The following is a 25,126-nucleotide window of genomic DNA, read 5'->3' as shown; positions in this document are numbered from 1 at the left end:
AATATTGAAAAATATAGAATGGCGATATCTTAAGGGGTTAAATCAACTATACGAGAATAAAAAAACTCGATTAAAAGTTTTAAATAATAGTTTTATCAATCAGGTTTTATATAAACAGAAGAAATTAATAAGACCTCAATCAGGAAATCATAATTTCACTGTTATAACACCAAAATTCAAAGCTTTTTACGAAGAACACTTTAGAGATATATTTGACTACTATAATAATTTTTTTGAAGAATCTGGAATAGATAATAATGCTCACAAGAGGTATGATAAATCTGATTTAGAATCATTAATATTCATATATAATAATAAAGAAGAATTAAGAAAAAACTTGACAACTGAATACACATTTTCAAGTAGAGTTTTCAAAAGAAAAGGAGCTAAATACCTATCAAATAAGCCAGGATTAAAAAAAGATGTTTTAAAGCTTTTAGAAATCGATGAGTTTCCAGAAAAAGATCCAAAAAATAATTTATGGCGAATTGTGGTTGATTGTATAAACCCAAAAGTCATTGTGATTTGTGAAAACATTGCTTGTTTAAAAGTTCCTGCTGAATATAAAAAACGAGGAATAGAATTATGGTATGTAGGAGGTAATAATACGAAACCATTACTGGATTTATCTCATGAAAAAATCACTCATCCCATATTTTATTTTTGTGATTGGGATTATTATGGTTTGCTAATATTTTCAAGGATAAAAAAAATCTTTGATGAAAAAAAAATAAACATTGAGCTATTAGAACCAAAGGATTTAACAAACTCTCTTTCTGTAAATTCACCTCACCATAATAGCAAATGGCAAAAAGAAGAATTCTCTAAATTAAGTAAGAACGATTTCACAAAAACTCAAATTAAACTGATTTATAATCTTATAAATAGCAATGAATGGATTGAAGAAGAATCTATGGATTTGATTGAGGTATTAGAAAATAAAGAGGTTATATAATTCCCCACAAACCAAAACCCAGTTTGTTGTCATAGCCAAAAAGCCTCTGTCTTTTGGTTTGTTCCGCGCGCCACACTTCACCAAAGCTATGTTTACATAACGGGTAGTTATAGTAGCATTCATTCACTTTCTGTACTATAACGCCATTATGTAAAATAGCCGACATTCCCCACGCTCAATTCAGAACTGGCATTGAAATTTAGAACACACAATTTTTCCATCTTTTCCCCACCACCCATTTCAACGGTGTAGGTTACAGCAATTATTAATGTTTTGCCTTGTGTCTGCGGTAGGATGCATTACATTCGCTCAATCCCTTATCAGGGTATCGCTCTTTTCATTCACCCACCTCAACACCGCGCATAAAAAAAGAGCATTTTTTAGAAAATGCCCTTTATTTATCTTTCCTATCGCTTAACATCAATAATTACTTCCACCTACGACACTTTGCCCCAAGAAAAGTGATCAGTTTTTTAAGAAGTAGAGAAACAATGAAACTTACGATTGCACCAACAACAGCCAAAACAATAGTAGTAATCAAATCCTCAACACCTATATTTAAAATAGATGAAAAGAAAGTACCACCAATAATGGCAGATTTGGTATTATAATCCATCGTCATTTGCATCAGTTTCGGTGTTTTCATCATCAGTAACAACTGCTTGACTTACTGCGGTGGCTACAGTTCCGGCAACAGTCATATAAGTAGCAATAGTTACCACAATGGCAGGCATACTAATCGGCGCAGCTATGATAGCACCACCAGCAGTAGCCAAAGCAATTCCGACATTACGTAAAGTCTTGAAAAATTTAGGAGTCGGTTTTTTATAACGTTCTACAATGTTCATAATTCTGTGATTTAATAGTTAATAAAATAGGTTCTTTTCGGTCTTTAGCTTGGTACACCAAAGACAGCAGTTTTTGCATAGCACCTTTAGAGTAAATGCCCTTTCCTATGCCACTCAAATACGTTACTGGAGCAATACACCCTTGAAGCTCTTTTAAGGCATCATTCGCAGGATGAAAGAGAATAAAGCTTCTACCTTTTACATCCTTCAAAATCAAATGATGCTTAAACCGTTTAGAAAAACGTGGTTCAATTTCATAAACACCTTCAGGAATACAGGAAATATTTCGCTTGTTATCCTTCCAGGGCAATTCAATAGTATGGCAAAGGAACCTGTCTTGAGCGGAGTCGAAAGGTTTACCAGAATTAAAGAGAGCACCATTGGTGCCCTCTTCAAAATAGGCTCTATGCAGCATTAATTCCATACTTACGGCGTATCTACAATAACAATTGCCAAAGCGTTGTAAGCACCGTTCTTAAGCTCGTACATCTGTCCGTTTACCTCTTGGTAAAACTCAATACCAAGCACCTGTACAACAGGAAGCGTTGAGTTAGCGGTCAAAGAAGCTGTTAAGGCAATGGCAGCAGTATCAGCAGCGGTGTAAGGAAGAATGGCAGTTTCATCATTTTCAAATGTTGAGGTTTCGTTTTCAAAATCCAATTCAGAAGCACCCATTACCACCTTAAAATGGGTTGTTCCAGTTGGAGCTGCAATCCTAACCGTTGGAGAAAATGCATCAAGGTTAACCGTAGCATCGCCAGAAACACGGTCAAAAGCATTCGTAAACGGAGCAAAAAGCGTAGTGCCTAACTTTCCACCCAAATTGAATTCAAAGCTATTTAATAAGCTTAAATCACCATCCTGTAAGGTTCTCAAACCTCTTTCATTGGTTGTGTCTGTTTTAGTGATAGCAACCAAAGTTTTAGTTAAACGAGAAACCACACGTTTGTCCTTTGCATTTTGCAAAAGAATACGAATCGCATTTCGTAAAAGTTTACCACCTTTACCAGCTCGTCCAAATTCAGACCCATTTTCACGCGTTCTCTGAAACGCTGGGTCGTTCGCAATACGATTGCCATCAACACCACCTTTTTCGCGTGCTAAATGACCGTCAGTCGTTTTGTAAAAGGAAATACCACCGATAGTTCCTTTCAGCTTAATAATTCCAGTTTGTTTTGCCATAATAATTCGTTTTTTGATTAATGAAATCAAATCACGTAATTTTATAGCACGTTGTTAAAAAAGCAATTCCGTTTTCGGTCATCCATTCCGATACAACCAAAAACGTCATTAAAATATTGAAAACCCTATCGGGATTTTCAACATTTTAACAACGCATCATCATCACCACAATCATAAAATAATGATGTACTGGTGATGTACGGATAAAGCGTAGATAAAGTATTATGACCCCAAAAAGAGCTTGCATATACCCAAAAGATATTCAGCGTATCACAGGACGCAGTGAACGCTATGGACGTAAGCTTTTAAATGACATTAGAAACTACTTTGGAAAGGAGTCATACCAATTTATCACAATCAAAGAATTTGTTGAATACAGCGGAATAGAAGAAGATATTGTCAACAAATATTTAATAGATTAATCATAATATTTGATACAAATTGACTGGTTTTAATGGAGTTAAAATTGTAAATTTGTAGTAAGACGTTCAGATAAATAATACTATTTCAAACTAACAGATAGGTCTACAATTCGGTTCACACTGTTTTAGTCTACTTCTGAAAGTATTGATTTTACTGCATAGTGGCGACTTGAGTATCATCCTGCCACCCCGACTTTAAAAGCTGAACTGTTTTGTTCGGCTTTTTTTTTATTCAATACGTTTGTAGTTTTCTGAGTAAATACGGTTACCCTCATCATCAACTTCAATTTGACTAAAGGTGTTTTCTTTTAAGCTGAGCTCGTATTTAAATTCTTTTCGTTCATTAATAATTTTTTTCATCATTTTAGAGCCATAATCCAAAACTTCGGTGAGCGTATCACCATTAATATTATAATATCCATAACCAAACCATTCAGTACTGTCGGTTGGTACATTTTTACTCCACATTACTTTGGTTGAGGTATACATCTTTACTTGACGATAACCTGTCGAAGGGTTAAACGAATCGGATACTTTATTGTTGATGTAGTTATAAAAACCTACCAATTCCCAAGTGCCTTCTAGTGACGCGTTGATTGAATCTTGTGTTTTAGTGTTGTCTTGGACGTTTTGATTTGCATTGTTTTTACAAGCAATTACTAATAGAGCAGTGAGTATTATTAGTGCTAAATGTTTCATGACAGAATGTTTTAGTTTTAAATGTGTTGCCTTCTAAATTTACAAAAATCTACTGGTATTTTTAAATTATTCAATGTAAAAAATATGCAGCTAGGTATAATTTTTACTTATAGTTGTATACAAACTGTTAATAACTTATATGTAAGGATTTGCCCAAAAAACCTACTTTTGTTTAGTAAAATTAATGATACGATTATGTCTGAAACAATTGAAAAAGTAAAGTGTTTGATAATAGGTTCTGGACCTGCAGGTTATACAGCAGCTATTTATGCAGCAAGAGCAAATATGTCTCCAGTTTTATACCAAGGAGCACAACCAGGAGGACAATTGACAACTACTAATGAAGTTGAAAATTTTCCAGGTTACCCTGAAGGAATAACTGGTCCTGAAATGATGATTCAGTTACAAAAACAGGCTGAGCGCTTTGAAGCTGACGTAAGAGATGGGTGGATTACCAAAGTAGATTTTTCTGGTGATGTTCACAAAGTATGGGTAAATGATACTAAAGAAATACACTGCGATACAGTTATAATTTCTACAGGAGCTTCAGCAAAATATTTAGGATTAGAATCTGAACAAAAATATTTAAAATTAGGAGGAGGTGTTTCTGCATGTGCTGTTTGTGATGGCTTTTTCTACAGAAATCAAGAAGTAGTGATTGTTGGAGCAGGAGATAGTGCTTGTGAAGAGGCACATTATTTATCTAAGCTTTGTAAAAAGGTAACAATGCTTGTAAGACGTGATGAGTTTAGAGCTTCAAAAATTATGGCTGAACGCGTTAAAAACACACCAAATATTGAAATACTATTCAATACTGAAACAGAAGAGGTTTTAGGAGATGGACAAGTAGTTACAGGTGTTAAAGTGTTTAATAACCAAACTGATGAGAAGCACGAAATTCCTGCAACAGGATTTTTTGTAGCTATTGGACATAAGCCTAATACTGATATTTTTAAAGATTATTTAGATTTAGATGAAACGGGATATATTATAAATGTTCCTGGAACATCTAAAACTAATGTAGAAGGTGTTTTTGTTAGTGGTGATGCTGCCGATCATGTTTACCGACAAGCAATTACTGCTGCTGGAACAGGTTGTATGGCTGCTCTTGATGCAGAGCGTTGGTTAGCTGCAAAAGATACTACTTTTGAAGTTAATACTTCTATCTATAACTAGAACATAAATAATAGAGATAAAAAAAACCGAAGTTTATAGCTTCGGTTTTTTTTATGTATTAAAGTTTAAATATTATAAACTTTCTGGTAGTGTGTATGTTCTGCCTTTGTTTTGTTCTTTTAAGTAATCCATAAGAGGAGCAAAATAGTCTAACATTGGTTTTGCACTCATTTCGCTACCAACACTTTCTTTTAATAACTCTCTCCAATCATTATTAGCACCAGATTTTAAAACTTCTTTAAGGAAATCTCCAACAGGTTTGCTACCATAGTAATTTGTAGCATGTGGATCTTGCTTCAAGATATTTTTAGAAATATGGTCATGGAATTGGAATAATAAAATATAAGATACTGCATAATCGTAATATTGAGCAGCATCATTGTTGATGTGTGTTTTTGAAGCAGCATCACAAAACTCTTCACCTCTTTCAGAAGGAGGAACCATACCTTGGTATTTTTGAGCAAGTTCCCACCATTTTTTGTTGAACTCATCCTTTGGAAGGTTTTCAGCATAAACAGCATTTTCAAACTCAGTCATTACACCTGCTGAGAATGGTAAAAACACAACATAGTTTAAAGCTTCTTTTAATAGGTTTTGAGTTTCATCAATTTCAACATTAGCATCAACTAATCCTTTTTCTGCTAAAAATGGCTTTTGCATAGCAGCTAAACCTAATAAACTACCAATAGCTTCGTGGTATCCTCTGTTTGCGCCTCCACGTAATAAAGGTGGAACATCAGGATTAGTGTAAGCTTGATAATAATAAATATGTCCTAATTCATGATGAATAGTCTCATAATAATCGGCAGTTGCTTCAACACTCATTAGACAACGCAAGTCGTTTTCTAAATCCATATGCCATGCAGAAGCATGATTGTTCTTTTTGTAAGGTGCATCAGCAGGTAAAGGATACATGCTAGATTTTTCGTAGAAGCTTGCAGGTAATGGGTCAAAACCAATACTCTTATAGAAGTTTTCACCTTCTCTTACAATCCACTCTGGTTCTTTGTCAGCTAAAGCAGCATCAATATCTAAACCTTCAACATTAACCAGTGCGCTCCAATCTTGTCCCCAACGGTTTGGTAACCAATGTGCAGGTAAATACTGAGGGACTTCAGCATTGAATTTTTTAGCTAATTCATATCTAGCCCAAGTGTGTAATTCTCTATACAGTGGCCAAACTTCTTTAACCATTTTGTTCATTTCATCGCGCATTTCTTGACGAGACATACCATAATCTGATACTTGGTAAGTAAAGTAATCGTCATAACCTAGAGCTCGTACAGTTTTGTTACGAAGCGATCTTAAATTTTCTAAACCATCTTTTAAATCTTTACCAACAGCTTTTGAAGTTTCCCAGTTGGCAAGTCTTTCGTTTAAATCGTTAGATTCTCTTAATACTTTGTCGATGTCTCCTGTGGTTACTGATTTGCCATCAACTTTAAAATCGAAACCAAATAAAGTTTCGTTTTGAGCATTTTCGGCAGCAATACGTTCTGAAACTAAATCGGAAACTGTTTCAGGGTTGTTAGCAGCAGCATAAAGAATTGTATTAAGTTGTCTCACTTGAACAATATCTAAAGCATCTTTCTTCTCTAAAAATTTTCTTGTTTTTTCAATGTTTTCAGTGCTTCCTGTAAATTTAGCAAAGGCTTCATTTGCTTTTTGAACATTGTAAGCATTGGTTGTGTCGCCAGCAACAATACGTGTGTTGGCATCCCACTCAGCAAGTGCAGAATCGTAATATAATTTTACGAAAGTATTAGTGTAATCATCTAAAAACGCTTGAACTTCAGCTTTCAATTCAGCTGAATTATTGCTAGTTTTAGATGTGTCTTCTTTACATGAAACCATGGAAAAAAGAACAATTGATAAGGCAATTAGTTTTTTCATTTAAATAAAAAGGGTTAAAAGTTAATTAGTTTCTTTTTTAAGCAATTTTGCAGTATCAATAAATTTATTGATAGTTACCTTTGGGTTGTTGTATAAGAAAACTTCACTGCTTCCGGTAATTTCTAGAGTGATAGCTTCAGATACATTTACGTGTGCATCACTAGCAACTTCAGAGATTAAAGTACAGGTTTTGGTTGTAAAGTTTTTTCCGTTAAAATCAGAATTATTATCAGTTCTAATAATTGCATTATTAGTATCTCCTTCAATGTTTATAGTCGCTCTTTGGTATAAGTCAATTTTAGCTTCTTTACTGTTTACAAGAGCGTCTAACTTACTGTTATCACTTAAAACAACTGTTGATGTACCTTTGGCTGTAAGGTTTAATTTTACTTTTGCTTTGTCTAAACTTGTGTACTCAAAGTTATTGGCATTAATATTTAAGTATGCTTTGGAGGTTCCTGTGGTTTTTAAGACAACGTCGTTAAGCTCTAAAGACGTTAATGAGCGAATTTCAGCATCGTCTTTAGTTTCGATATACTCTAAAGGAGTGCTGTAATTTACCGTTATATTCAATCTCTTTTTAGAAGAAATTTCTTGAGTTGTAGAGAAAGTTAGTGTGCTATCAACGACTTCAACTTTAATGATATCATGAAGATTGCTGTCAGTTTCAATTTCTACTGAAGACTTTGAGTTATATATGATTTCTATTGAAAAGTCGCCACCTACAATTATTTTAGTGAAATCATCTAAATAGGTTTGTTCAATGGTAACATCTCTATTACCTTTTACTTTTTCACTGTTTTGAGCAAAAAAGGATGATGTAAAACCTAAGCTGAATAGTAAAACGAAAAGGGTTTTATTCATTGTATAAATTTAAAATTGTACAACAAATATATGCAAAAACCATCCCAAACTCTAACTAGAGGTTGAAATGGTTTGAAAAACAGGTTGGTTAGTTGTATGTAAACAGGTTGGTTAGCGTTTTCTTATACTACCAGAAACATTATCGCTAGTTTCTACTTTTTTAGGGTTACCATAGTAGTTAATGTCGCCACCACTACTAGCTTTAGCTATTAATTCTTCTGATGTGTTTACGGTAATGTTTGCACCACTAGTTGCTTTTACTTGACAGGATACAGCACTTAAATCTTGTGCGCTTATATCGCTTCCGCTTGTAGCACTTGCGTAGAGTTTATTTGTTTTACCTGAAAGCTTAACATGGCTTCCGCTAGTTGAACTACAGTCAATACTTTCGGCATTGATATCTAGTTCAAGGTCGCTTCCGCTAGTGGTTTTAATCTCGATAGTGTTTGTGTTAATAGTATTGGTTGAAAATACATCGCTACCACTGGTTGTTGAGATTTTAGTTAAATCGTCAAGAGATACCATTATTTTTTTTGATTTTGAAGTGCCAATATTTTCTTCGGCATAAATGTTTAAAACATCACCTTCAATTTCTACCATAATAATGTCTTGTAAGTTCTCATCGGCTTCAACACTTACACTTTCGGTATTGGTTTGAGTAATGTAAACATCTAAACCTCTACTTACTTTTATTGAGCTAAAGCTACCATCAAGCGATCTTTCGGTTGTGGTTACATTTCCGTTTCCGTTTACTCCAAAATTCATATCAAAGTTACAGGACATCATAAGTAGTCCTAAAACCGTGGAGATAATTACTTTTGCTAAGGTTGTCATAACTGTTTGTTTTTTGATTGATTAATATTTTGTTGCTATGTGATTATAACTTAAAACACGCTTTAATTTCCACTTGTTGTTTTCTAATAGCCATAAATGGGAGAATTTGGCATTTCCGTTTAGAGTCTCTTTATTATTGACTGTTTCGTAAAATAAATGTTCTCCTTGTTGAATAGCTCCATAGAGTTTGTTGTCATTATAAAGCGGAAACACTTCTAGGCTATTTTTTTTAAGTTCTCTTCTTAACTTTGAATTGTTTTTTGAATTGCAAATACCATTTTTCATGACCTTAATAAAGTCTAGTTTAGAGTTGATAACACCTGATTTATCATGATAAAACTCTAGGTCATCAAAAATCAGGTTTTCAAACTGACTCATATCGCAAGTATTAAAGCCAACTTTAAAAATTAAACTATCATTATTTTTTAGAATTTTAAAAAGCTCTGATTTTTTATCTACCTGTGCAAAAGTAATAGTTGAAAAGCTTAGTGTTAAAAAAATAATTAATAGTTTGTGTGTTAACTGTTTCATTTTTTGATTGATTACTAGTTCAAAGGTCTAGTTTTATATATACGATTAATAAACTAAGTATCTGAATTGTTGTTTTTTATTGATGAATTGTTAATTGTCGTCTGATATTATTTCAACACCATTATCATCTATTCTTACTTTAACATCTACGTCCTTTGCTCTAATGCCTTGGTCGTTGATTTCTATTTCAACACTATCTTTTTTAATTTTAACACCATCTTCATCTATTTTAAGACCAGAGTGTTCATCGTTTACATCAACTCTTACTTTAAACTCATCGTCTTCGCAGTTTAAACACACCACACCATCATGAGTTACTTTTAAATAATGCTCTTCCATACCATTTTCTAGTATGTCTCTGTAATAGCTAGAGTTTCTGTGAAAGGAATAGGTGTTTTGATCTGCATAAAACACAGTACCTTCTGGTAAATACAATGTAGCTTCAATTTGTTGTTCACCATACTTGTTTCTGAACTCTGTAGTAAGGTAAGCATCTAGTAAAAGCTCATTACCAATTACCTTGAAATCATAATTAATGTTTTGTGCTCTTGATTTTGCTTTTTGATAATCGCTAGCATGTGCATTTTTTTCAATACTTAAAGAGGCTACACTATCTTTAGTTGAACGCACAATAAGTCGCACATCAGTATTGTATATAAGTTTGTTGTCGTTATCGTCATACACTGTTTTAAACAAGCTGCTACGTCTTCCAAAATGTTTGCTGTATGACGAGTTTCCTTGCATACGTATTGTTAAAGTATCTGATGGATTAAGCATTAACAATTCAGTGTTTTCGGTCACACTCGCATCAAACGCATGTTCACTAGCTTGCTTTATTCCTATTACAAATAGTCCTATCATTGACATTAACCATAAACCTAGTAACGAAAACTTAGCGATGTTACCAATTGATTTTAGGTTGTTGATTAATATTTTGAGTCCTAAATAGAAAATGAAAAAGAATGGTATTCCTATGGCAAACAATAGTAACATTGATACTAACCAAACTGGTGTGTTTGCAGCATTGGCCGCATTTATAAATTCAATTCCTGGGACGTTAACAGAATCGGCAATTCCAACGGTAAATAATGCAATTATTAATCCTATTAAAGTACTGGCTCCAATGAGTATTAAAATAATACCAATGAACTTTGCAAACACTTTAAGACAAAACATAATGATGTCTCCTATAGTGTCAAAAAATGTTTTTGACGATGATTTTATTCGGTTTCCTTGTTTGGGTAAATCAATGTTTTTTACCGTGTCTGAAACCGTTTGTGATACATTATCAAATCCGTCTTTAATTTTTTTTTCAATGTTACTGATGTTCACAGGTTCACCAGTCATTGTAAGTTTATCAGCGGTTGAAACTGCTTCAGGAACTAAAACCCAAAACAATACATATATAAGCACAAACGTACCACCAGAACCTAGAGTAAGTAAAATCCAAAGTAGTCTTACCCAAATGGCATCAATACCTAAATAGTGTCCAAGACCTGATGAAACACCACCAATGTATGAGTTGTCGGTATCTCTAAATAGTTTTTTGGAAGTTGAGGTTCTTCTGTATTGTGTTTTTGGTTCGTCTTCAAAAATTTCGTCATCAACAAGATAGTCTTCAGGTTGTCCCATTATTGAGATTACTTCATCAACTTCTTTTATTCTGATAACTTGTTTTTCGTTTTGAACACGCTCGTTGAACAATTCAGCAATACGAGCTTCAATATCTGCTATGATTTCTGATCGACCTTGAGAGTCTGTAAATGAACGTTTTATAGCCTCAAGATAGCGTTGTAATTTTAAGTATGCATCTTCATCAATATGGAAGAATATACCTGCTAAATTTATGTTGACTGTTTTATTCATTATTTTTTATTTTTTTGTCTTGTTACTAGGTTAACTGCATTTTGTAATTCGCTCCATGTGGTATTAAGTTCATTTAGAAACAGTTTTCCTGTTTCTGTTAAACCGTAATATTTTCGTGGAGGACCTGAGGTTGATTCTTCCCAACGGTAGTTAAGAAGACCAGCGTTTTTAAGTCTTGTAAGTAGTGGATAAATGGTTCCTTCTACAACAAGCAGTTTTGCGTCTTTTAGTGTGTCTAGAATTTCGGCTACATAAGCATCATCGTCTTTTAAGACTGATAATATGCAGTATTCTAATACACCTTTACGCATTTGTGCTTTTGTGTTTTCTATCTTCATGTTCTAAAGAAATTTTAATTTGAAAAACTGTTCATTTTTTGATTGATTGATTGATGGTTATTTGATGAAATTTATGGTTAATGGATAGTTGTACAACTCACCATCGCGTGCTTTTAAACTTGCAATGACTATAAATATAAGTTCTAAGATAAATCCAAAAACAGCAAGAACACCCAAACCTCCTGTAATGTAAAGTAGAGGAGAAGGTTTTCCTATGTTAATGTGAAAATCATTAAACCCATGAAAGTCTATAAAGTCAATACCATTAAAAAACTTTAAAAAGAAAAACGGGATAGTTAGCGTACCTATAATTAAGGTATATAGTAATATACTTATTTGAAAGTTTATGGCTTGCTTTCCATGACTATCAACAAACTCCGATTTTTCTTTGTTAGTAATCCATAATATAATAGGTCCAATAAAATTTCCTAACGGAATTATAAACCTACTAAAGGTAGATAAATGAATAAAAGTTGCAATATTTTTTTGGTGGTTGTCTAACATGATTTTAAAACGTATAATATTATCTTATACAAATATATGTCTAAAAAAAGGTATTATGTTACGCATAGTAGTGTATTTTAACATAATATTAACAAATTGAATTATGAATTATTTTGTCTAGATTTGATAAAACTAATTTTTAAAATGAAGCTTACACCTAATAAAATAAACACTTTCAACTTTTTTAAACTGCCTTCAGTGTTCTTTACTGGAGTTCGTGTAAAGTCTATTAATAATGACACTTGTACAGTAGTTGTAAAACACCGTTGGATTAATCAAAACCCTTTTAAATCTATGTTTTGGGCAGTGCAAGGTATGGCTGCCGAATTAACTACAGGTGCTCTGGTACTTGCTAAAATTAGAGAAAGCGGTAAGCCTATTTCTATGTTGGTAGCTAATAACAATGCTACTTTTACTAAAAAGGCAACAGGAAAAATTACATTTAGTTGTACAGATGGTCATAAAATTGATGATGCCATAGCCAAAGCTATTGAAACTGGTGAAGGACAAACCTTGTGGATGCAATCAAAAGGTGTAAACCAAGATGGAGTAGAAGTGTCGGTATTTAATTTTGAATGGAGTATTAAAGTTAAAAGTTAGTTGATAATAATTTGAAAAAAATTTACGAAATACAATTAAGTGGAATTAAAATAGGAACAACTGCTTTTGAATTTGCTGATACTCCAATGGGAGTTGTTTATGGAAAAATTAATTTTGAAAATGTAGACTCACCATATAACTTGTTTAAAAATCATTGTCAACAGCATAAAGTAACAATAAATCAAGACGATAAAGAATATAAATTTATTGATACTCAGGTGATCCCTAAATTGAAAGTTTATCTTGAAAACGGAACAGAACTAGTTGGTTGGGGAGGCGCAATTAGCGGAATGGAAAAAGGAAACGATTTTGAAATTCAGTTTGGCGGAATTAATAGTAAAATAATGAAGACAGAATTTGCTCAACATTACTATGACTATTATGGAAATGAATCAGACTTAATCAAAATTCAGGTAGATGAACAGTTTAAAAAAATTTGCGAAAGTATTTTGGCTAGAAATTTAAATATAAATCAATGGGCTGAAATTGAGAGTTCAGATGAATTTCAAACAGAAAGGTATCATGGTGGGTTTGATACAACTGAAATGGAATTTTGTTTCAGTTATTATATAGAAAAGCAAGAATATTGGTTTCAGTTAAACTTGAATGATATAGAAAGAATAATAAATGCCAAAGTTGAGTTTTTATATCCAAGAAAAGCAGAATAAAATAGATGCAATATTTTAACTGCTTACTTGTAAGTTGTTTGTTTTTAGTTTGTTATGTTTTAGTATCTTTGATTAAGAGTGGAGGATTTTTGTAAATTTCATGTAATGAGGCCTTTATAAAACTATTTGTAACAAAACAGATAATACATCAACTAATTTATAAATCAATTAAAAAACACAATATAATGACAGCACACGAAATAGACTACAGAATCTACGGAGAAGAAATGCAATTCGTAGAAATAGAATTAGATCCACAAGAAGGTGTTATAGCCGAAGCAGGAAGCTTTATGATGATGGACGATGGTATTAAAATGGAAACCATTTTTGGAGACGGTTCACAAAAAGACACTGGTTTTTTAGGTAAAATCCTTGGAGCTGGAAAACGCATACTTACAGGAGAAAGCTTGTTTATGACTGCGTTTTACAACAACCTTTCAGGCAAACGCAATGTGAGTTTTGCATCACCTTATCCTGGTAAAATCATTCCAATAGATTTAACCGAGTTTAGAGGTAAGTTCATCTGTCAAAAAGACGCTTTTCTTTGTGCAGCAAAAGGTGTAAGCGTTGGTATTGAGTTTTCAAGGAAATTAGGTAGAGGACTTTTTGGTGGCGAAGGATTTATAATGCAAAAACTTGAAGGAGATGGTATGGCATTTGTTCATGCTGGTGGTACTATGGCTAGAAAAGAATTAAAAGCAGGAGAATCTCTAAGAGTAGATACTGGTTGCTTAGTAGGTTTTACTCAAGATGTAGATTATGATATTGAGTTTGTAGGAGGTATAAAAAATACAGTATTTGGAGGTGAAGGTTTGTTTTTTGCTAAACTACAAGGACCAGGAACAGTATACATACAATCTTTACCTTTTAGTAGATTGGCAGGTAGAGTATTAGCCTCAGCACCAAGATCTGGTGGCAAAAGTAAAGGAGAAGGTAGTATTCTTGGTGGTTTAGGAGACTTACTTGATGGTGACAATAGGTTCTAAACGTTAACGTATTGAGTTATATTTAATGAGGGATTTTTAGTGTTAAAATTTTGTTTAACTAAAACAACTAATCGATTTTTTTAGTACTTTAGGAATGTAAAAACAAAAACACTTTAAGCCTATACAATACAACTACCTAACCCTAAAACCTAAAATTACAAATGGCAAGAGCAATGTTTGAGTACACCAAAACGGTACTTAATAAAGTTAGTTTTGATGCTTCGTTGTTCTGTAAAGAAGTACAAAAAGCTGTTCAACGATTATTACCTTATGAAATTGAAGAGTTAAGAATTTATATTCAATCACTTGTACTACAGAACCCAGAATTAAATCAATGTTTAATATATTTAAAACCTTAACATAAAGCGACCAAACGGTCGCTTTATTTTTGTAAAAAAGAGCTTGATAGTAGAATATTGGTTTTATCTTTGTAGAAAATTATATAAGACCTGAAAAAGCTATATTTAACCATATTACTTCTTTCGTTTGCATTGCGACCGATGTATTATGTTGGACAAGTATTATACTATGAGTTAAATATTGATTACATTATTGAAACCTATTGTATTAATAAAGACAAACCAGAGCTACAGTGTAATGGTAAATGTCATTTAGCTACACAAATTCAAAAGGCAAGTAACGATTCAGGTAAAGGTAAATCGCATCAAATGGTGTTTGAAGCGTTTTATCCGGTTTTTGTTCAACAAATAGCTAATGAAGAAATAACGCTTTCAAAGCTTGTGTTTTTTAAAGCTAAACAACCCATCTACTACGTAAATAATTATTCTCACCTTATAGATTACAGTATCTATAAACCTCCTATTTGTTAAAGTTTAATATCGGTTTTTTATACAAGGCTTAACTGTGCTTGCCACTAATAGCACACGAATATTAAATTAAAACAAATGAAAATTTTAAAATATACATTTGCACTACTTTTATGTGCAACACTATCGTCATGCTCTTCTGACGACGATTCTAACTCTGAAGATTTAACAGGACAAACAGGTACATTAACTCTAAAATTTGATAATGGAGTAGGTGATCAAGACTTTATTTTTGGCACTAGCTACAACAAGTCAAGTGCAGAGTCATATAAGTTAGAAACCCTTAAATATATTATTAGTAATGTAAGGGTAAAAGACGAAAACGGTAACACGTTTACATATCCTTCTGCAGATAATGTGTTTATCGTTGATGAAGCAGAAAGCAATAATGCTGGAGAAATTTATATAGACTTAGATAATGTAGATGCTGCAAACTATACTGAAATTACTTTTGGTTTAGGTATCGATCAAGACCGTTATGCTTTAGGAGCTGAAGGTCAAGGTAATTTTTTAACACAAGCCGAAGCAGCAGGAATGATGTGGTCATGGGCAACAGGTTATAGGTTTATGAGGTTTGATGGTACGTTTTCATCAGCTACAGTAACTGACGAAGCATTAAATATTCACATGGGAAGTGTTGGTACTTCTTTAGATAATTATAGAGAAATTACACTACAGTTTCCAAATACAGTAAGAGTAAGAGAAACTACTACACCTCAAGTACATATTGTTGCTGATATTGCTAAGGTGTTTGATGGCGAAACTTCGGTAGAACTGTCTAATGGTTATAGTCAAGTTCATACTGATGCTACAACTACAACAGTTATTGCAAATAATTTTCAAAATGCTTTTAGTGTACACCACGTACATAATGAGTAAAATATAGTAACTCAAGAAGGCCTAAAAACCTTCTTGAGTGTTTATAATACTAATTATGAAGACTAAATTTTCAGTATTAGTGATTTTGGGTACGCTAGTTTTTAGTTGCTCAAAATCCGATAGTACAGAAACATACGTGCCTGTTCCTGTGGTTGTAGAAATGCCATCAAATTTTCCTGATATGGCTTACAACTTGGATAATAATCCATTAACCGAAGCAGGAGTTGAACTGGGTAAGCGTTTGTTTTACGAAGGAAAACTATCAGCAAATGATGCTATACCTTGTGCGTTTTGCCATGAGCAAGCTTTTGCGTTTACGCATCATGGACACACACTAAGTCATGGTGTTAATGGAGGTATTGGATTTAGAAATGCACAACCAATTCAAAATTTGGCATTTCAAAACGAATTTATGTGGGATGGAGCAGCTTCTCATTTAGATTTGCAACCTATAATTCCATTAACTAGCGAACTAGAAATGGGTGAAACATTGAGTAATGTGGTTGAAAAACTTAATGCAGAACCTTATTACAGACAACAGTTTAGAAAAGCATTTGAAGATGGTGAAGTTAATAGCGCAAATATGCTAAAAGCTTTGTCTCAGTTTATGATTACCATGATTTCATCAAATTCTAAATATGATAAATATATTAGAAATGAAGATGGAGTAACGTTTTCTCAAATTGAACAAGATGGTCGTGCTACGTTTCAAAATAAATGCGCTTCATGTCATGCTACCGATTTATTTACAGACCAAACCTACAGAAATAATGGCTTACCTGTAAACCCGCAGCTTAATGATTTAGGCCGATTTAATGTGTTAGAAAATCCAGACGATTTATATAAGTTTAAGGTACCAAGTTTAAGAAACGTTGAGGTGTCTTTCCCTTATATGCACGATGGTCGATTTTCGACCTTAGAAGCAGTGCTTAATTTTTACGATTCAGGAATGGTAGATAATGGAAATGTAGACCCTATTTTTCAACGTGATGATGGCACTTTGGGAATAAGCCTAAATACTTATGAAAAAGAAAGCCTAATAGCTTTCTTAAAAACACTCACAGATAATGAATTTTTAAACGATGAAAGATTTTCAGAATACTAAAACAATACTTTTAATACTCGCTATTATTAGCTTTACAAACAGTTATAGTTGCGACTTGTGTGGATGCACAACAAGTAGTGGTAGCGCTTCGTTTGGTGATTTGCAAATGACTAGTTTTGTTGGGTTGCGATACATTTATCAAACGTACGAATCTAAAAACGGAATTTTTGATAATTCGCCTACAAGTGAAGAGCAATTTAATACTTATCAACTTTGGGCTAGAGTTCCGTTAGGAAAATCATTTTATGTAAGCGCGATACTTCCGTTTCAAGATTTAAGCAGAAAGTTTCAAGGCAATACCGAGTCGATTAATGGTGTAGGAGACATGACACTTATAGGTTGGTATAATTTAAAAATCTATAAGAGTAACAGTGAAAATAAAGAAGCTATAGATTTTAGTACTAATAAAGAGCTTACAGGACATTCGTTTAATTTTGGATTGGGTGTTAAAGCGCCAACAGGTAAGTTTGAAGAAGAATTGACTGATAGAGTAAATCCTGGTTTTCAGGTAGGAACAGGAAGTTGGGATGCTATTGCGACTGTTATGTATAACTACGGAAATAATAATTTGGGACTTAATACTACTTTTGCATATTACTTAAAATCTGAAAATAAAAATGAATACAGGTTTGGTAATCAATTTAGTGTTAGTTCAAATTTGTTTTATAAACTGAAAACCAAAAAAATGGATATTTCACCTTTTGTAGGTATTTCAGGAGATGTTTATGATTCTATTGAACAATATGGTGAAACTTTAGCTGACACTAATGGACATTTGTACAACTGCTCATTAGGGTCAGAGTTTAATTTAAAAGATTTTCAATTAGGGTTGCAGTATACACTACCAATACATCAAGATTTTTTTGGTGGAAACGTAGAAGCCAAAAATAGGTTTTCGGTCTATTTAAACTACAAACTATAATTCAAAAAAAAGAGCGGTTTTAAACCGCTCTTTTTGTTTCCTGAACAGCTAAAGGACTTATAATTTCAACATTTTGAAATGCAATAGCACCTCTTATAATTCCTGAAATTACATTGTGCAGTGCATCAATAATTTGGAGTTTAAGCTCACTTTTATGATAAATGATGCTCACTTCTCTTGCTGGACTTGGCTCTACAAAATGATGTAAGTTTTGTTTTAGGTTATCATTAAGCTCCATAGTGTGTAAATAAGGTAAAAGCGTCATTCCTAAACCTTCGTTTGATAGTTTTATCAAGGTTTCAATACTACCACTTTCTAACTGAAAATGTTCATCGGTATTGTTTTTAAATACTTTACAAAGGTTAATAACACCATCTCTAAAGCAATGACCATCTTCTAGCAGTAGCATATCGTCAATTTCAAGATCAGAAACTTCAATGTTTTTCTTTTCATGTAACCTATGACTACTAGGTATGTAACCAACAAAAGGCTCGTAATAGAGTACACGTTCTTTTATGGTTTCGTCCTCAAGAGGTGTTGCAGCAATAGCAGCGTCTAGGTGACCTTCGTTTATACGCTCTATAATTTCTTCAGTCGTTAACTCTTCAATTTTAAGTTTTACTTTAGGGAATTTTTTAATGAATGTTTTTAAAAACATTGGCAATAATGTAGGCATTATGGTTGGAATCATTCCAAGCTTAAATTCGCCTCCAATAAACCCTTTTTGTTGGTCAACAATATCTTGTATTCTATCAGATTCGTTAACAATATTTCTAGCTTGATGCACAATTTTTCTTCCTACATCAGTAAGTTCAATAGGTTTTTTACTTCTGTCAAATATTAAAACATCAAGTTCTTCTTCAAGTTTTTGTATTTGAGTACTAAGCGTTGGTTGTGTTACAAAGCACTTTTCAGCAGCCTTGGTAAAGTTTTTATGTTCAGCAATTGCTAAGACGTAATGTAATTGTGTTATGGTCATTTAATTAATTTTAGCTATAAAAATATAAAAACTATCAATTAATTCTATAGTTGATTGTGTTAATTATAATTTAAATTTGTAATGAATTAAAAAACAGTAAATTATGACTTTAAATAGTATAGGTTTAGAAACCAAGAAAACACAAGAAATTGCTAATGATTTAAACATTTTGCTAGCAAATTTTCAAATATATTATCAAAATTTAAGAGGAATTCACTGGAATATTAAAGGGAAACGCTTTTTTGATTTACACGTTAAGTTTGAAGAATTATACACTGACGCTAACTTAAAGGTTGATGAAATTGCAGAGCGTATTCTTACTTTAGGGACAACACCTTTACATACGTTTGAAGATTATACTAAGAACGCTAAGGTGCCAGTTGGAAAAAATATTTCTCAAGATGAAAAAGCAGTACGATTAATTGTGGATTCATTAACCGAATTATTAAAGATTGAAAGAAACATATTAGATGCTTCTGATGAAGCTAATGATGAAGGTACAAACTCGATGATGAGTGATTTTATTACTGAACAGGAAAAAACTGTTTGGATGATGAAAGCTTGGTTAGACGAATCAATCTAACCGTTTGTTAATTGATTAATAGCAAAAAGCCACTCGATAGAGTGGCTTTTTTGGTTTAAAACTTAATATATATCAGCGCTATTAATCACAGTTTAATAAGATTTCAGCTGCTGGATTTACTGAGCTTGTTACGGTTAAACTATTTACTTGATTGCAATCCACAAAGTGCCAATCATCACTAAAGTTACCAATGTCTGAAATAATACTTACAATAGGATAACCATCATTGCTCATTTCTATAGACCATTCTCCTGTGGTTGAAAGTCCAGAACCAGTTATTTCTACTGTATTATCAGAATTAAACTCGTAAGTTGTTGTTCCGTTTAAAGTCCATGGGCATTCTAACAGAATTATAACAACATTTTCTGTTGTGCAATCAGTGTTTCCTGAACAATCTACAAAGTCTGCTTCAGTATATCCTTCACATTCAGCTAAACACGCATTTAAAAAACTATATATTTCTATTTGTCCATCAACTTCCACTTCAACACAAACAGTAATGTTTTCTTCATCATCACAGTCGCATTCATCATCAATTTCGCAATTCACAAAATCTTCTGCACTAAACCCTTCGCAAATAGCGTAGCATTCATTGTCAAATTCTATTATTTCTAAATTTCCAGTTGGTGTTTCAATTTGAACACAAACAGGGTTATAGTCTTGGTAACACTCGCAATCATCTGTAAGGTCATCATAACAGTCTTCTAGTAAATCATTAAAACTCTCTTGGTTTTCAATAGTTTCTACATCACCTTCTTCAGTAGTTACATTAAAAGGATATACAAACCCGAAGTAGAAAGAGTTGTAAACAGCAGTGTTTAATTCTTCTTGTGAATTTACAGTAATAGTTAGGTTTTGATCTGTAATAACTGAAATTGGGAAATTGAACGTAAAGCACTCATAAGTAGTATTTCCATTGTAATCTCCTTCACAATTATCAATAAAATCATCTGCATCAAAACCATCACAAATTGCATAGCAAGAGTTAGGGTAAGTTACTGTAAAAACAACGCCTGCAACATCAGTAACTTCAACACAAACAGGGTTGTAGTTTTGGTAACAATCGCACTCATCTTGGTCATCCCAATCTAAGCTCTCTATCAAATCATAAAACTCTGCTTCAGAATTAATAGTAATTACAACTATTGAATTTGAATTTTCGTCATAGACTTCAACATTAAAAGGAAATTGAATACCATCAATGTATAAATTGGTTGACGAATTGATTAAGATTTCAATTAAATCGTCTAAACTGTTAACGTAAACAGAACTGTTATTGTTAAAAGACAAGTGTAAAGGATATACAAAATCAAAACCGAAATCGAATACTATGTTGCCTGAAGGGTTTCCTGAAGCAGTTACATTTCCATCACTGTTAAATTGTTGAGACAACCTATTTAATGATAGTGTTATAGCTTCGGTTTTTTGAATATTTAATTCTTCTGAAATTGGCTCGTTTTTAGAACAAGATGTAAATAACCCTGTAACAAGAGCAAAACTGACAAATAATAATTTAAAATGTTTCATCATAGAAATTTTTGGTTCATATTTTTTTTAGCGATTAATCATACCTAAGACAACGCACAAAAAAAATACCCTACTTTTTTACTCAATTTTTTTTTATTTAGTTTTGAGCACATCGATTTAATTATTCGTGAATGTCAAAAAACCAACACCCAATTTGTAAGTCAGATACCTTTAAGGATCTGTACCAAAAATATGCAAAAGATTTGAGACACTTTGTGTTTTTCAAAACTCAGGATATTGACAAAACTGAAGATATCGTTCAGGAAACGTTTGTAAAACTTTGGGAAAATTGTAGTAAAGTCAATATTGAAAAAGTGAAAAGCTATATTTATTCAGTAGCTTCAAATACGTTTTTAAATATGGTAAAACACGATAAGGTGGTACAAAAACACCAAAATAGTGTGTCGAGTCATCAATCTAACGAATCACCTGAATTTATTTTACTAGAAAAAGAGTTTATGGAAAAATTAGAACGTACTATACAAGCATTACCAGAGAAACAAAAGGAAGTGTTTTTGCTTAATAGAATAGAAAAAAAGACCTATAAAGAAATTGCTGAACAAATTGATATTTCTGTTAAAGCTGTTGAAAAGCGTATGCACGCAGCCTTATTAGTAATGCGAGAAAATATAGGTAATATTTAATTTTTTTAAAAAAAGTAGGGTAAAACAAAAGTGAGTTGTCATATATACAGTTGAAATAATGAAAGAACAAGATTTACATAACACAAACGATACGTATTTAGCACAATGGTTGGCTGGAGACATCTCAGATGAGCAGTTAAAAGAAATGGTGTCTGAAGCTGATTTTAAAGCCTTTTTAAAGCTACGTAAGGGTATTAATACTTATGCTGATTTGAATGCAGAAACCGATTCAACTTTTGCTAAAATACAAGAGCAAATATCTCATAAAAAGCCTGTTAAGGTAAGGCAGTTGGGAGCTCAACGTTGGTGGTTGGGTATTGCGGCTTCTGTTGTGGTGTTATTAGGAATTTTCTTTTTGTTAGATAATGATACAATTTTAGTTGAAACAAATTTTGGCGAACAAAAAACTATTGCACTTTTAGATGGTTCTGAAGTTATTTTAAATTCCAAATCTACCATAAGCTATAACGAAAAGAATTGGTCTAAAAACAGAACACTTCAACTCAATGGAGAAGCGTACTTTAAAGTTCAAAAGGGAAGCACTTTTACCGTTGAAACCGCAAATGGAACAGTACAGGTTTTAGGTACACAATTTAATGTAAATACAAATTTAGATTTGTTTGAAGTGGTATGTTACGAAGGTAAAGTACGTGTAGAGAGTAAAGAGAAGTCTGTAGTGTTATTGCCTTCTAATAGTCTAAGACGCATTAACGGAAATGATTTGGAGCAATGGAATGTTGCCGACCTTAATCCAAGTTGGATTCATGGTGAAAGTAGCTTTAAAAATGTACCGTTAAAGTATGTTATTTCAGCCTTAGAATCTCAATATGATGTTACTATTAATTCCTCAAAAATAAATGACAACATTGAATTTACAGGAAGTTTTCCGCACAATGATATTAATATAGCATTGCAAACTGTTTTTAAATCGCTAGGTATACCTTATAATGAAAAAGAAAAAGAAACTATCTATTTAGGAGTGAAGTGAAAAATATAATTGTTTACTTTATGATGCTATTGTCTTATTTGGCCTTTTCGCAAGAAGAGGCTAAATTTTACATTGGTTTTAATGAAGAACCACTAGCATCTGCCTTTGAAACTATAGAGCATACTTACAATATTAGATTGTCTTATGATGCACAATTGACTTCAGGAAAAAGTATTACAATTACACCACAGTATTTAGCACTAACTGATTTACTTTTTATTGTTGAAAATCAACTATCCCTTTCTTTTGAATTTATAAATGAACGCTACATTATAGTTCATAGTATTGAAAGTTCTTTACAACTTCAAAAACTTGAGCGAATTGTAATTACTAGTTATCTCACGCAAGGAATTTCAAAACAAGAGAATGCTTCTTTTAAAATTAAACCTAACCGTTTGGGTGTTCTTCCTGGTTTAACTGAACCAGATGTATTAGAAAGTATTCAATTATTACCTGGTGTAATTAGTCCTAATGAAACAGCTTCAGGACTTATTGTAAGAGGAGGAAAACTAGATCAAAATAGAGTGATTTGGGATGGTATCAACATGTATCACAAAGGACATTTGTTTGGAATGTTATCACCTTTTAATTCGTATGCTACAGATGAAATCGAATTTATCAATAAAGGGTCACATCCACGTTATGGTGAACGCGCTTCGAGTGTCATTAATATGTCAACAACCAAATCTGTAGCAAATACAACTAAAGCACAAATAGGATTAAATGGTATTCATACCGATGCGTTTTTAGAAACGCCTCTTATTGAAAATAAGTTAGCTGTTCAGGCCTCAATAAGATCGAGTTACACAAATTTATACCAATCCTACACTTTTGATCAATTGGCAAAAAAAGTTTTTGAAAGCACAAAAATTAGCGATGTTGAAAACTCTAACAACGACTTTAGCTTTTTGGATTACAATGTAAAATTGAATTTTAAACCCAATACAAAACATAGCATTTTTGCTAGTATGATTTCAATAAATAATGAGTTGGATTATACGGTTTCTGGTACTGATAATAAAATGTTCAACGATGTAATGCAAATCTCAAATTCAGGTTATGGTTTAGGATGGGAAGCTCAATGGCAACCTAAGTTGAAACAAGTTACTAATCTCTTTTTTTCAGAATATGAGCTTGATTATAATTATATCACTTTTGAAGATGAAGAAGAACAATCCAATTTTGAAAAACGCAATGTTATTTATGATTCTGGGATTTCAACAGAAATACAATATCAACTAAATTCTCAGCAAGACCTAACTTTAGGTTATCAATATGTGCTAAAGGATGTTGGATATATTTTTAAGAATACAGCTAATCTTGAGTTTATTTTGGATCAAGACGATTCAAAAATTCAAACTCATAGTATTTACGCCAACTACGATTATAAAAACCCTAAGCTTTTTAATGTGTCCATAGGAGCAAGAGCTACGTATTATGAGGAGTTGGATGCTTTTAGATTAGAACCAAGACTCTTGCTTTACAAAACACTTCTAAAAAACTTAACGCTTCAATTGTCAGGAGAAGCTAAACATCAAATTTTAAGTAAAATAGATGAAACGGTTATAAGTGACTTGTCTTTGGAAAACCGACTTTGGCGTTTGGCTAATGGAAAGGAATTTCCAATTATAAGTAGTAAACAAGCATCTTTGGGATTCATATATGAAAATAAAGGTTGGATGCTTGATGTTGATGGCTACTATAAAACTATGGATAATATTACAGCTTTATCTTTTGGTTTTCTTAATCCTGAAAACAGTCAATACAATATTGGCGAGCGTGATGTGGTAGGAGTAGATGTTTTTTTGAAAAAGCGTTATAACAAGATTAATTCATGGATTGGTTATGGGTTTAATCACTCTAGAAGCAAGTATGAAAACCTTAATGATGAAAGAGCGTTTACATCAAGGTCAAACGTTTTACATGCTGTGACAGCTGCTGTAAGCTATAAATTATCTGATTTTCAAATGGCATTAGGTTGGCGTTGGCAAACAGGAAAACCGTTTACTGCATCAACTGTAACCGAAGATGGATATGAGTTTAATGAAGGAATTAATACTGAACGCTTACCAAATTACCATCGTTTAGATTTTTCATCAACTTATGATTTTAGTTTTTCAAATCGAAATAAGCTTAAAGGAAAAGTAGGTTTGTCTATTCGTAATATTTACAACCAAAATAATCTCATTAATAGAGAATATATAGGTAATAACGATTTTGAAAATGAAATCGAACGAATAGATAAGTTTTCATTAGGATTAACACCTAATTTAATGTTTCGTTTGTATTGGTAAATGAGTAATCTT

Annotated in this window: 28 protein-coding genes; 15 read left to right on the top strand and 13 right to left on the bottom strand. The window is 32.5% G+C overall.

Annotated elements, in window-relative coordinates:
- Positions 1-4: 4 nt before the first annotated feature.
- Positions 5-955 carry a hypothetical protein gene (locus A8975_RS10520; protein WP_134200360.1) on the top strand — a complete coding sequence of 317 codons (951 nt, stop codon included), beginning with the start codon at positions 5-7 and terminating at the stop codon, positions 953-955.
- A gap of 605 nt (positions 956-1,560) precedes the next feature.
- On the opposite strand, the gene A8975_RS10510 is transcribed toward A8975_RS10520, so the two are convergent.
- From A8975_RS10510 to A8975_RS10500, 3 genes are read right to left on the bottom strand one after another with little or no spacing between them, the layout of a single operon-like run.
- Positions 1,561-1,803, bottom strand: a complete 243-nt coding sequence (locus A8975_RS10510) for a hypothetical protein (RefSeq protein ID WP_134200356.1) — start codon at positions 1,801-1,803, stop codon at positions 1,561-1,563.
- Positions 1,781-2,227, bottom strand: coding sequence for a DUF5675 family protein (locus tag A8975_RS10505; RefSeq protein ID WP_134200354.1), 447 nt, complete (start codon positions 2,225-2,227; stop codon positions 1,781-1,783). Before A8975_RS10505 ends, A8975_RS10510 begins: the two co-directional genes overlap by 23 nt.
- 2 nt (positions 2,228-2,229) lie before the next feature.
- Complete coding sequence (locus A8975_RS10500) at positions 2,230-2,985, bottom strand: hypothetical protein (protein WP_134200490.1); 756 nt, start codon at positions 2,983-2,985, stop codon at positions 2,230-2,232.
- Between the two features lie 224 nt (positions 2,986-3,209).
- Between A8975_RS10500 and A8975_RS10495 the strand changes: the two genes are divergently transcribed.
- Positions 3,210-3,407 carry a hypothetical protein gene (locus A8975_RS10495; RefSeq protein ID WP_134200352.1) on the top strand — a complete coding sequence of 66 codons (198 nt, stop codon included), beginning with the start codon at positions 3,210-3,212 and terminating at the stop codon, positions 3,405-3,407.
- Positions 3,408-3,635: 228 nt separating this feature from the next.
- Here A8975_RS10495 and A8975_RS10490 read toward each other — a convergent pair whose 3' ends face one another.
- Positions 3,636-4,106 carry a hypothetical protein gene (locus A8975_RS10490; protein ID WP_134200350.1) on the bottom strand — a complete coding sequence of 157 codons (471 nt, stop codon included), beginning with the start codon at positions 4,104-4,106 and terminating at the stop codon, positions 3,636-3,638.
- Between the two features lie 195 nt (positions 4,107-4,301).
- Between A8975_RS10490 and trxB the strand changes: the two genes are divergently transcribed.
- On the top strand, positions 4,302-5,282 hold the full coding sequence (gene trxB, locus A8975_RS10485) for a thioredoxin-disulfide reductase (RefSeq protein ID WP_134200347.1): 981 nt from the start codon (positions 4,302-4,304) through the stop codon (positions 5,280-5,282).
- Between the two features lie 72 nt (positions 5,283-5,354).
- Here trxB and A8975_RS10480 read toward each other — a convergent pair whose 3' ends face one another.
- The 7 genes from A8975_RS10480 to A8975_RS10450 form a co-directional block, all read right to left on the bottom strand.
- Positions 5,355-7,175 carry a M2 family metallopeptidase gene (locus A8975_RS10480; protein ID WP_134200345.1) on the bottom strand — a complete coding sequence of 607 codons (1,821 nt, stop codon included), beginning with the start codon at positions 7,173-7,175 and terminating at the stop codon, positions 5,355-5,357.
- 21 nt (positions 7,176-7,196) lie between these two features.
- Positions 7,197-8,039: a GIN domain-containing protein gene (locus tag A8975_RS10475; protein WP_131507650.1), complete on the bottom strand. Its 843-nt coding sequence runs from the start codon at positions 8,037-8,039 to the stop codon at positions 7,197-7,199.
- A 111-nt stretch (positions 8,040-8,150) separates the two neighbouring features.
- On the bottom strand, positions 8,151-8,873 hold the full coding sequence (locus tag A8975_RS10470) for a head GIN domain-containing protein (protein WP_131507648.1): 723 nt from the start codon (positions 8,871-8,873) through the stop codon (positions 8,151-8,153).
- Between the two features lie 21 nt (positions 8,874-8,894).
- Positions 8,895-9,404, bottom strand: a complete 510-nt coding sequence (locus A8975_RS10465; RefSeq protein ID WP_131507646.1) for a DUF4440 domain-containing protein — start codon at positions 9,402-9,404, stop codon at positions 8,895-8,897.
- 90 nt (positions 9,405-9,494) lie between these two features.
- Positions 9,495-11,270, bottom strand: coding sequence for a PspC domain-containing protein (locus A8975_RS10460; RefSeq protein ID WP_131507644.1), 1,776 nt, complete (start codon positions 11,268-11,270; stop codon positions 9,495-9,497).
- Positions 11,270-11,608 carry a PadR family transcriptional regulator gene (locus tag A8975_RS10455; RefSeq protein WP_129760523.1) on the bottom strand — a complete coding sequence of 113 codons (339 nt, stop codon included), beginning with the start codon at positions 11,606-11,608 and terminating at the stop codon, positions 11,270-11,272. The genes A8975_RS10460 and A8975_RS10455 overlap by 1 nt, the downstream gene beginning before the upstream one ends.
- Before the next feature lie 57 nt (positions 11,609-11,665).
- Positions 11,666-12,112, bottom strand: a complete 447-nt coding sequence (locus tag A8975_RS10450) for a DUF4870 domain-containing protein (RefSeq protein WP_129760525.1) — start codon at positions 12,110-12,112, stop codon at positions 11,666-11,668.
- 144 nt (positions 12,113-12,256) lie between these two features.
- Here A8975_RS10450 and A8975_RS10445 point away from each other — a divergent pair, with 144 nt between their 5' ends.
- From A8975_RS10445 to A8975_RS10410, 8 genes are all read left to right on the top strand, one after another.
- A complete protein-coding gene (locus A8975_RS10445; RefSeq protein ID WP_131507642.1) occupies positions 12,257-12,712 on the top strand; it encodes a DUF4442 domain-containing protein in 456 nt (151 codons plus the stop codon).
- An 11-nt stretch (positions 12,713-12,723) separates the two neighbouring features.
- Positions 12,724-13,380, top strand: a complete 657-nt coding sequence (locus A8975_RS14675; protein ID WP_187347855.1) for a hypothetical protein — start codon at positions 12,724-12,726, stop codon at positions 13,378-13,380.
- A 185-nt stretch (positions 13,381-13,565) separates the two neighbouring features.
- Complete coding sequence (locus A8975_RS10435) at positions 13,566-14,366, top strand: TIGR00266 family protein (RefSeq protein ID WP_129760529.1); 801 nt, start codon at positions 13,566-13,568, stop codon at positions 14,364-14,366.
- 161 nt (positions 14,367-14,527) lie between these two features.
- Entirely contained in the window at positions 14,528-14,725 is a 198-nt protein-coding gene (locus A8975_RS10430; RefSeq protein WP_129760530.1) for a hypothetical protein, read from the top strand.
- 141 nt (positions 14,726-14,866) lie between these two features.
- Positions 14,867-15,196: a hypothetical protein gene (locus tag A8975_RS10425; protein ID WP_134200343.1), complete on the top strand. Its 330-nt coding sequence runs from the start codon at positions 14,867-14,869 to the stop codon at positions 15,194-15,196.
- Positions 15,197-15,271: 75 nt separating this feature from the next.
- Positions 15,272-16,072, top strand: a complete 801-nt coding sequence (locus A8975_RS10420; protein ID WP_134200341.1) for an MbnP family protein — start codon at positions 15,272-15,274, stop codon at positions 16,070-16,072.
- Positions 16,073-16,127: 55 nt separating this feature from the next.
- Positions 16,128-17,177: a cytochrome-c peroxidase gene (locus A8975_RS10415; protein ID WP_134200339.1), complete on the top strand. Its 1,050-nt coding sequence runs from the start codon at positions 16,128-16,130 to the stop codon at positions 17,175-17,177.
- Positions 17,155-18,099 (top strand): hypothetical protein, encoded by a 945-nt coding sequence (locus tag A8975_RS10410; RefSeq protein WP_134200337.1) that lies wholly within the window; start codon positions 17,155-17,157, stop codon positions 18,097-18,099. The genes A8975_RS10415 and A8975_RS10410 overlap by 23 nt, the downstream gene beginning before the upstream one ends.
- 19 nt (positions 18,100-18,118) lie before the next feature.
- Here A8975_RS10410 and A8975_RS10405 read toward each other — a convergent pair whose 3' ends face one another.
- A complete protein-coding gene (locus A8975_RS10405) occupies positions 18,119-19,078 on the bottom strand; it encodes a LysR substrate-binding domain-containing protein (protein WP_134200335.1) in 960 nt (319 codons plus the stop codon).
- 103 nt (positions 19,079-19,181) lie between these two features.
- Here A8975_RS10405 and A8975_RS10400 point away from each other — a divergent pair, with 103 nt between their 5' ends.
- Positions 19,182-19,661, top strand: a complete 480-nt coding sequence (locus A8975_RS10400; RefSeq protein WP_131507630.1) for a Dps family protein — start codon at positions 19,182-19,184, stop codon at positions 19,659-19,661.
- An 81-nt stretch (positions 19,662-19,742) separates the two neighbouring features.
- On the opposite strand, the gene A8975_RS10395 is transcribed toward A8975_RS10400, so the two are convergent.
- Positions 19,743-21,188, bottom strand: a complete 1,446-nt coding sequence (locus A8975_RS10395) for a hypothetical protein (protein ID WP_134200333.1) — start codon at positions 21,186-21,188, stop codon at positions 19,743-19,745.
- 131 nt (positions 21,189-21,319) lie between these two features.
- Here A8975_RS10395 and A8975_RS10390 point away from each other — a divergent pair, with 131 nt between their 5' ends.
- The 3 genes from A8975_RS10390 to A8975_RS10380 are packed head-to-tail and all read left to right on the top strand — an operon-like array spanning position 21,320 to position 25,114.
- Positions 21,320-21,832, top strand: a complete 513-nt coding sequence (locus A8975_RS10390) for an RNA polymerase sigma factor (protein ID WP_134200331.1) — start codon at positions 21,320-21,322, stop codon at positions 21,830-21,832.
- Positions 21,833-21,890: 58 nt separating this feature from the next.
- Entirely contained in the window at positions 21,891-22,820 is a 930-nt protein-coding gene (locus tag A8975_RS10385; protein ID WP_134200329.1) for a FecR family protein, read from the top strand.
- 20 nt (positions 22,821-22,840) lie between these two features.
- Positions 22,841-25,114 (top strand): TonB-dependent receptor plug domain-containing protein, encoded by a 2,274-nt coding sequence (locus A8975_RS10380; protein WP_134200327.1) that lies wholly within the window; start codon positions 22,841-22,843, stop codon positions 25,112-25,114.
- Positions 25,115-25,126: the final 12 nt, after the last annotated feature.

The sequence above is a fragment of the Meridianimaribacter flavus genome (genome assembly GCF_004366715.1).
Lineage (GTDB): Bacteria > Bacteroidota > Bacteroidia > Flavobacteriales > Flavobacteriaceae > Gaetbulibacter_B > Gaetbulibacter_B jejuensis.
Note: the sequence above shows the minus strand (reverse complement) of the source record. Positions and strands in the feature narration are given on the sequence as shown.

Bases quoted from the DNA above. Each gene is read 5' to 3' on its own strand.
- A8975_RS10490 (WP_134200350.1), bottom strand. From the start codon at position 4,106: ATGAAACATTTAGCACTAATAATACTCACTGCTCTATTAGTAATTGCT.
- A8975_RS10400 (WP_131507630.1), top strand. From the start codon at position 19,182: ATGACTTTAAATAGTATAGGTTTAGAAACCAAGAAAACACAAGAAATT.
- A8975_RS10405 (WP_134200335.1), bottom strand. From the start codon at position 19,078: ATGACCATAACACAATTACATTACGTCTTAGCAATTGCTGAACATAAA.
- A8975_RS10500 (WP_134200490.1), bottom strand. From the start codon at position 2,985: ATGGCAAAACAAACTGGAATTATTAAGCTGAAAGGAACTATCGGTGGT.
- A8975_RS10445 (WP_131507642.1), top strand. From the start codon at position 12,257: ATGAAGCTTACACCTAATAAAATAAACACTTTCAACTTTTTTAAACTG.
- A8975_RS10510 (WP_134200356.1), bottom strand. From the start codon at position 1,803: ATGAACATTGTAGAACGTTATAAAAAACCGACTCCTAAATTTTTCAAG.
- A8975_RS10390 (WP_134200331.1), top strand. From the start codon at position 21,320: ATGTCAAAAAACCAACACCCAATTTGTAAGTCAGATACCTTTAAGGAT.
- A8975_RS10420 (WP_134200341.1), top strand. From the start codon at position 15,272: ATGAAAATTTTAAAATATACATTTGCACTACTTTTATGTGCAACACTA.
- A8975_RS10465 (WP_131507646.1), bottom strand. From the start codon at position 9,404: ATGAAACAGTTAACACACAAACTATTAATTATTTTTTTAACACTAAGC.
- A8975_RS10425 (WP_134200343.1), top strand. From the start codon at position 14,867: ATGTATTATGTTGGACAAGTATTATACTATGAGTTAAATATTGATTAC.
- trxB (WP_134200347.1), top strand. From the start codon at position 4,302: ATGTCTGAAACAATTGAAAAAGTAAAGTGTTTGATAATAGGTTCTGGA.
- A8975_RS10480 (WP_134200345.1), bottom strand. From the start codon at position 7,175: ATGAAAAAACTAATTGCCTTATCAATTGTTCTTTTTTCCATGGTTTCA.
- A8975_RS10455 (WP_129760523.1), bottom strand. From the start codon at position 11,608: ATGAAGATAGAAAACACAAAAGCACAAATGCGTAAAGGTGTATTAGAA.
- A8975_RS10505 (WP_134200354.1), bottom strand. From the start codon at position 2,227: ATGGAATTAATGCTGCATAGAGCCTATTTTGAAGAGGGCACCAATGGT.
- A8975_RS10415 (WP_134200339.1), top strand. From the start codon at position 16,128: ATGAAGACTAAATTTTCAGTATTAGTGATTTTGGGTACGCTAGTTTTT.
- A8975_RS10475 (WP_131507650.1), bottom strand. From the start codon at position 8,039: ATGAATAAAACCCTTTTCGTTTTACTATTCAGCTTAGGTTTTACATCA.
- A8975_RS10450 (WP_129760525.1), bottom strand. From the start codon at position 12,112: ATGTTAGACAACCACCAAAAAAATATTGCAACTTTTATTCATTTATCT.
- A8975_RS10460 (WP_131507644.1), bottom strand. From the start codon at position 11,270: ATGAATAAAACAGTCAACATAAATTTAGCAGGTATATTCTTCCATATT.
- A8975_RS10435 (WP_129760529.1), top strand. From the start codon at position 13,566: ATGACAGCACACGAAATAGACTACAGAATCTACGGAGAAGAAATGCAA.
- A8975_RS10430 (WP_129760530.1), top strand. From the start codon at position 14,528: ATGGCAAGAGCAATGTTTGAGTACACCAAAACGGTACTTAATAAAGTT.
- A8975_RS10380 (WP_134200327.1), top strand. From the start codon at position 22,841: ATGATGCTATTGTCTTATTTGGCCTTTTCGCAAGAAGAGGCTAAATTT.
- A8975_RS10395 (WP_134200333.1), bottom strand. From the start codon at position 21,188: ATGAAACATTTTAAATTATTATTTGTCAGTTTTGCTCTTGTTACAGGG.
- A8975_RS10470 (WP_131507648.1), bottom strand. From the start codon at position 8,873: ATGACAACCTTAGCAAAAGTAATTATCTCCACGGTTTTAGGACTACTT.
- A8975_RS10385 (WP_134200329.1), top strand. From the start codon at position 21,891: ATGAAAGAACAAGATTTACATAACACAAACGATACGTATTTAGCACAA.
- A8975_RS10495 (WP_134200352.1), top strand. From the start codon at position 3,210: ATGACCCCAAAAAGAGCTTGCATATACCCAAAAGATATTCAGCGTATC.
- A8975_RS10410 (WP_134200337.1), top strand. From the start codon at position 17,155: ATGAAAGATTTTCAGAATACTAAAACAATACTTTTAATACTCGCTATT.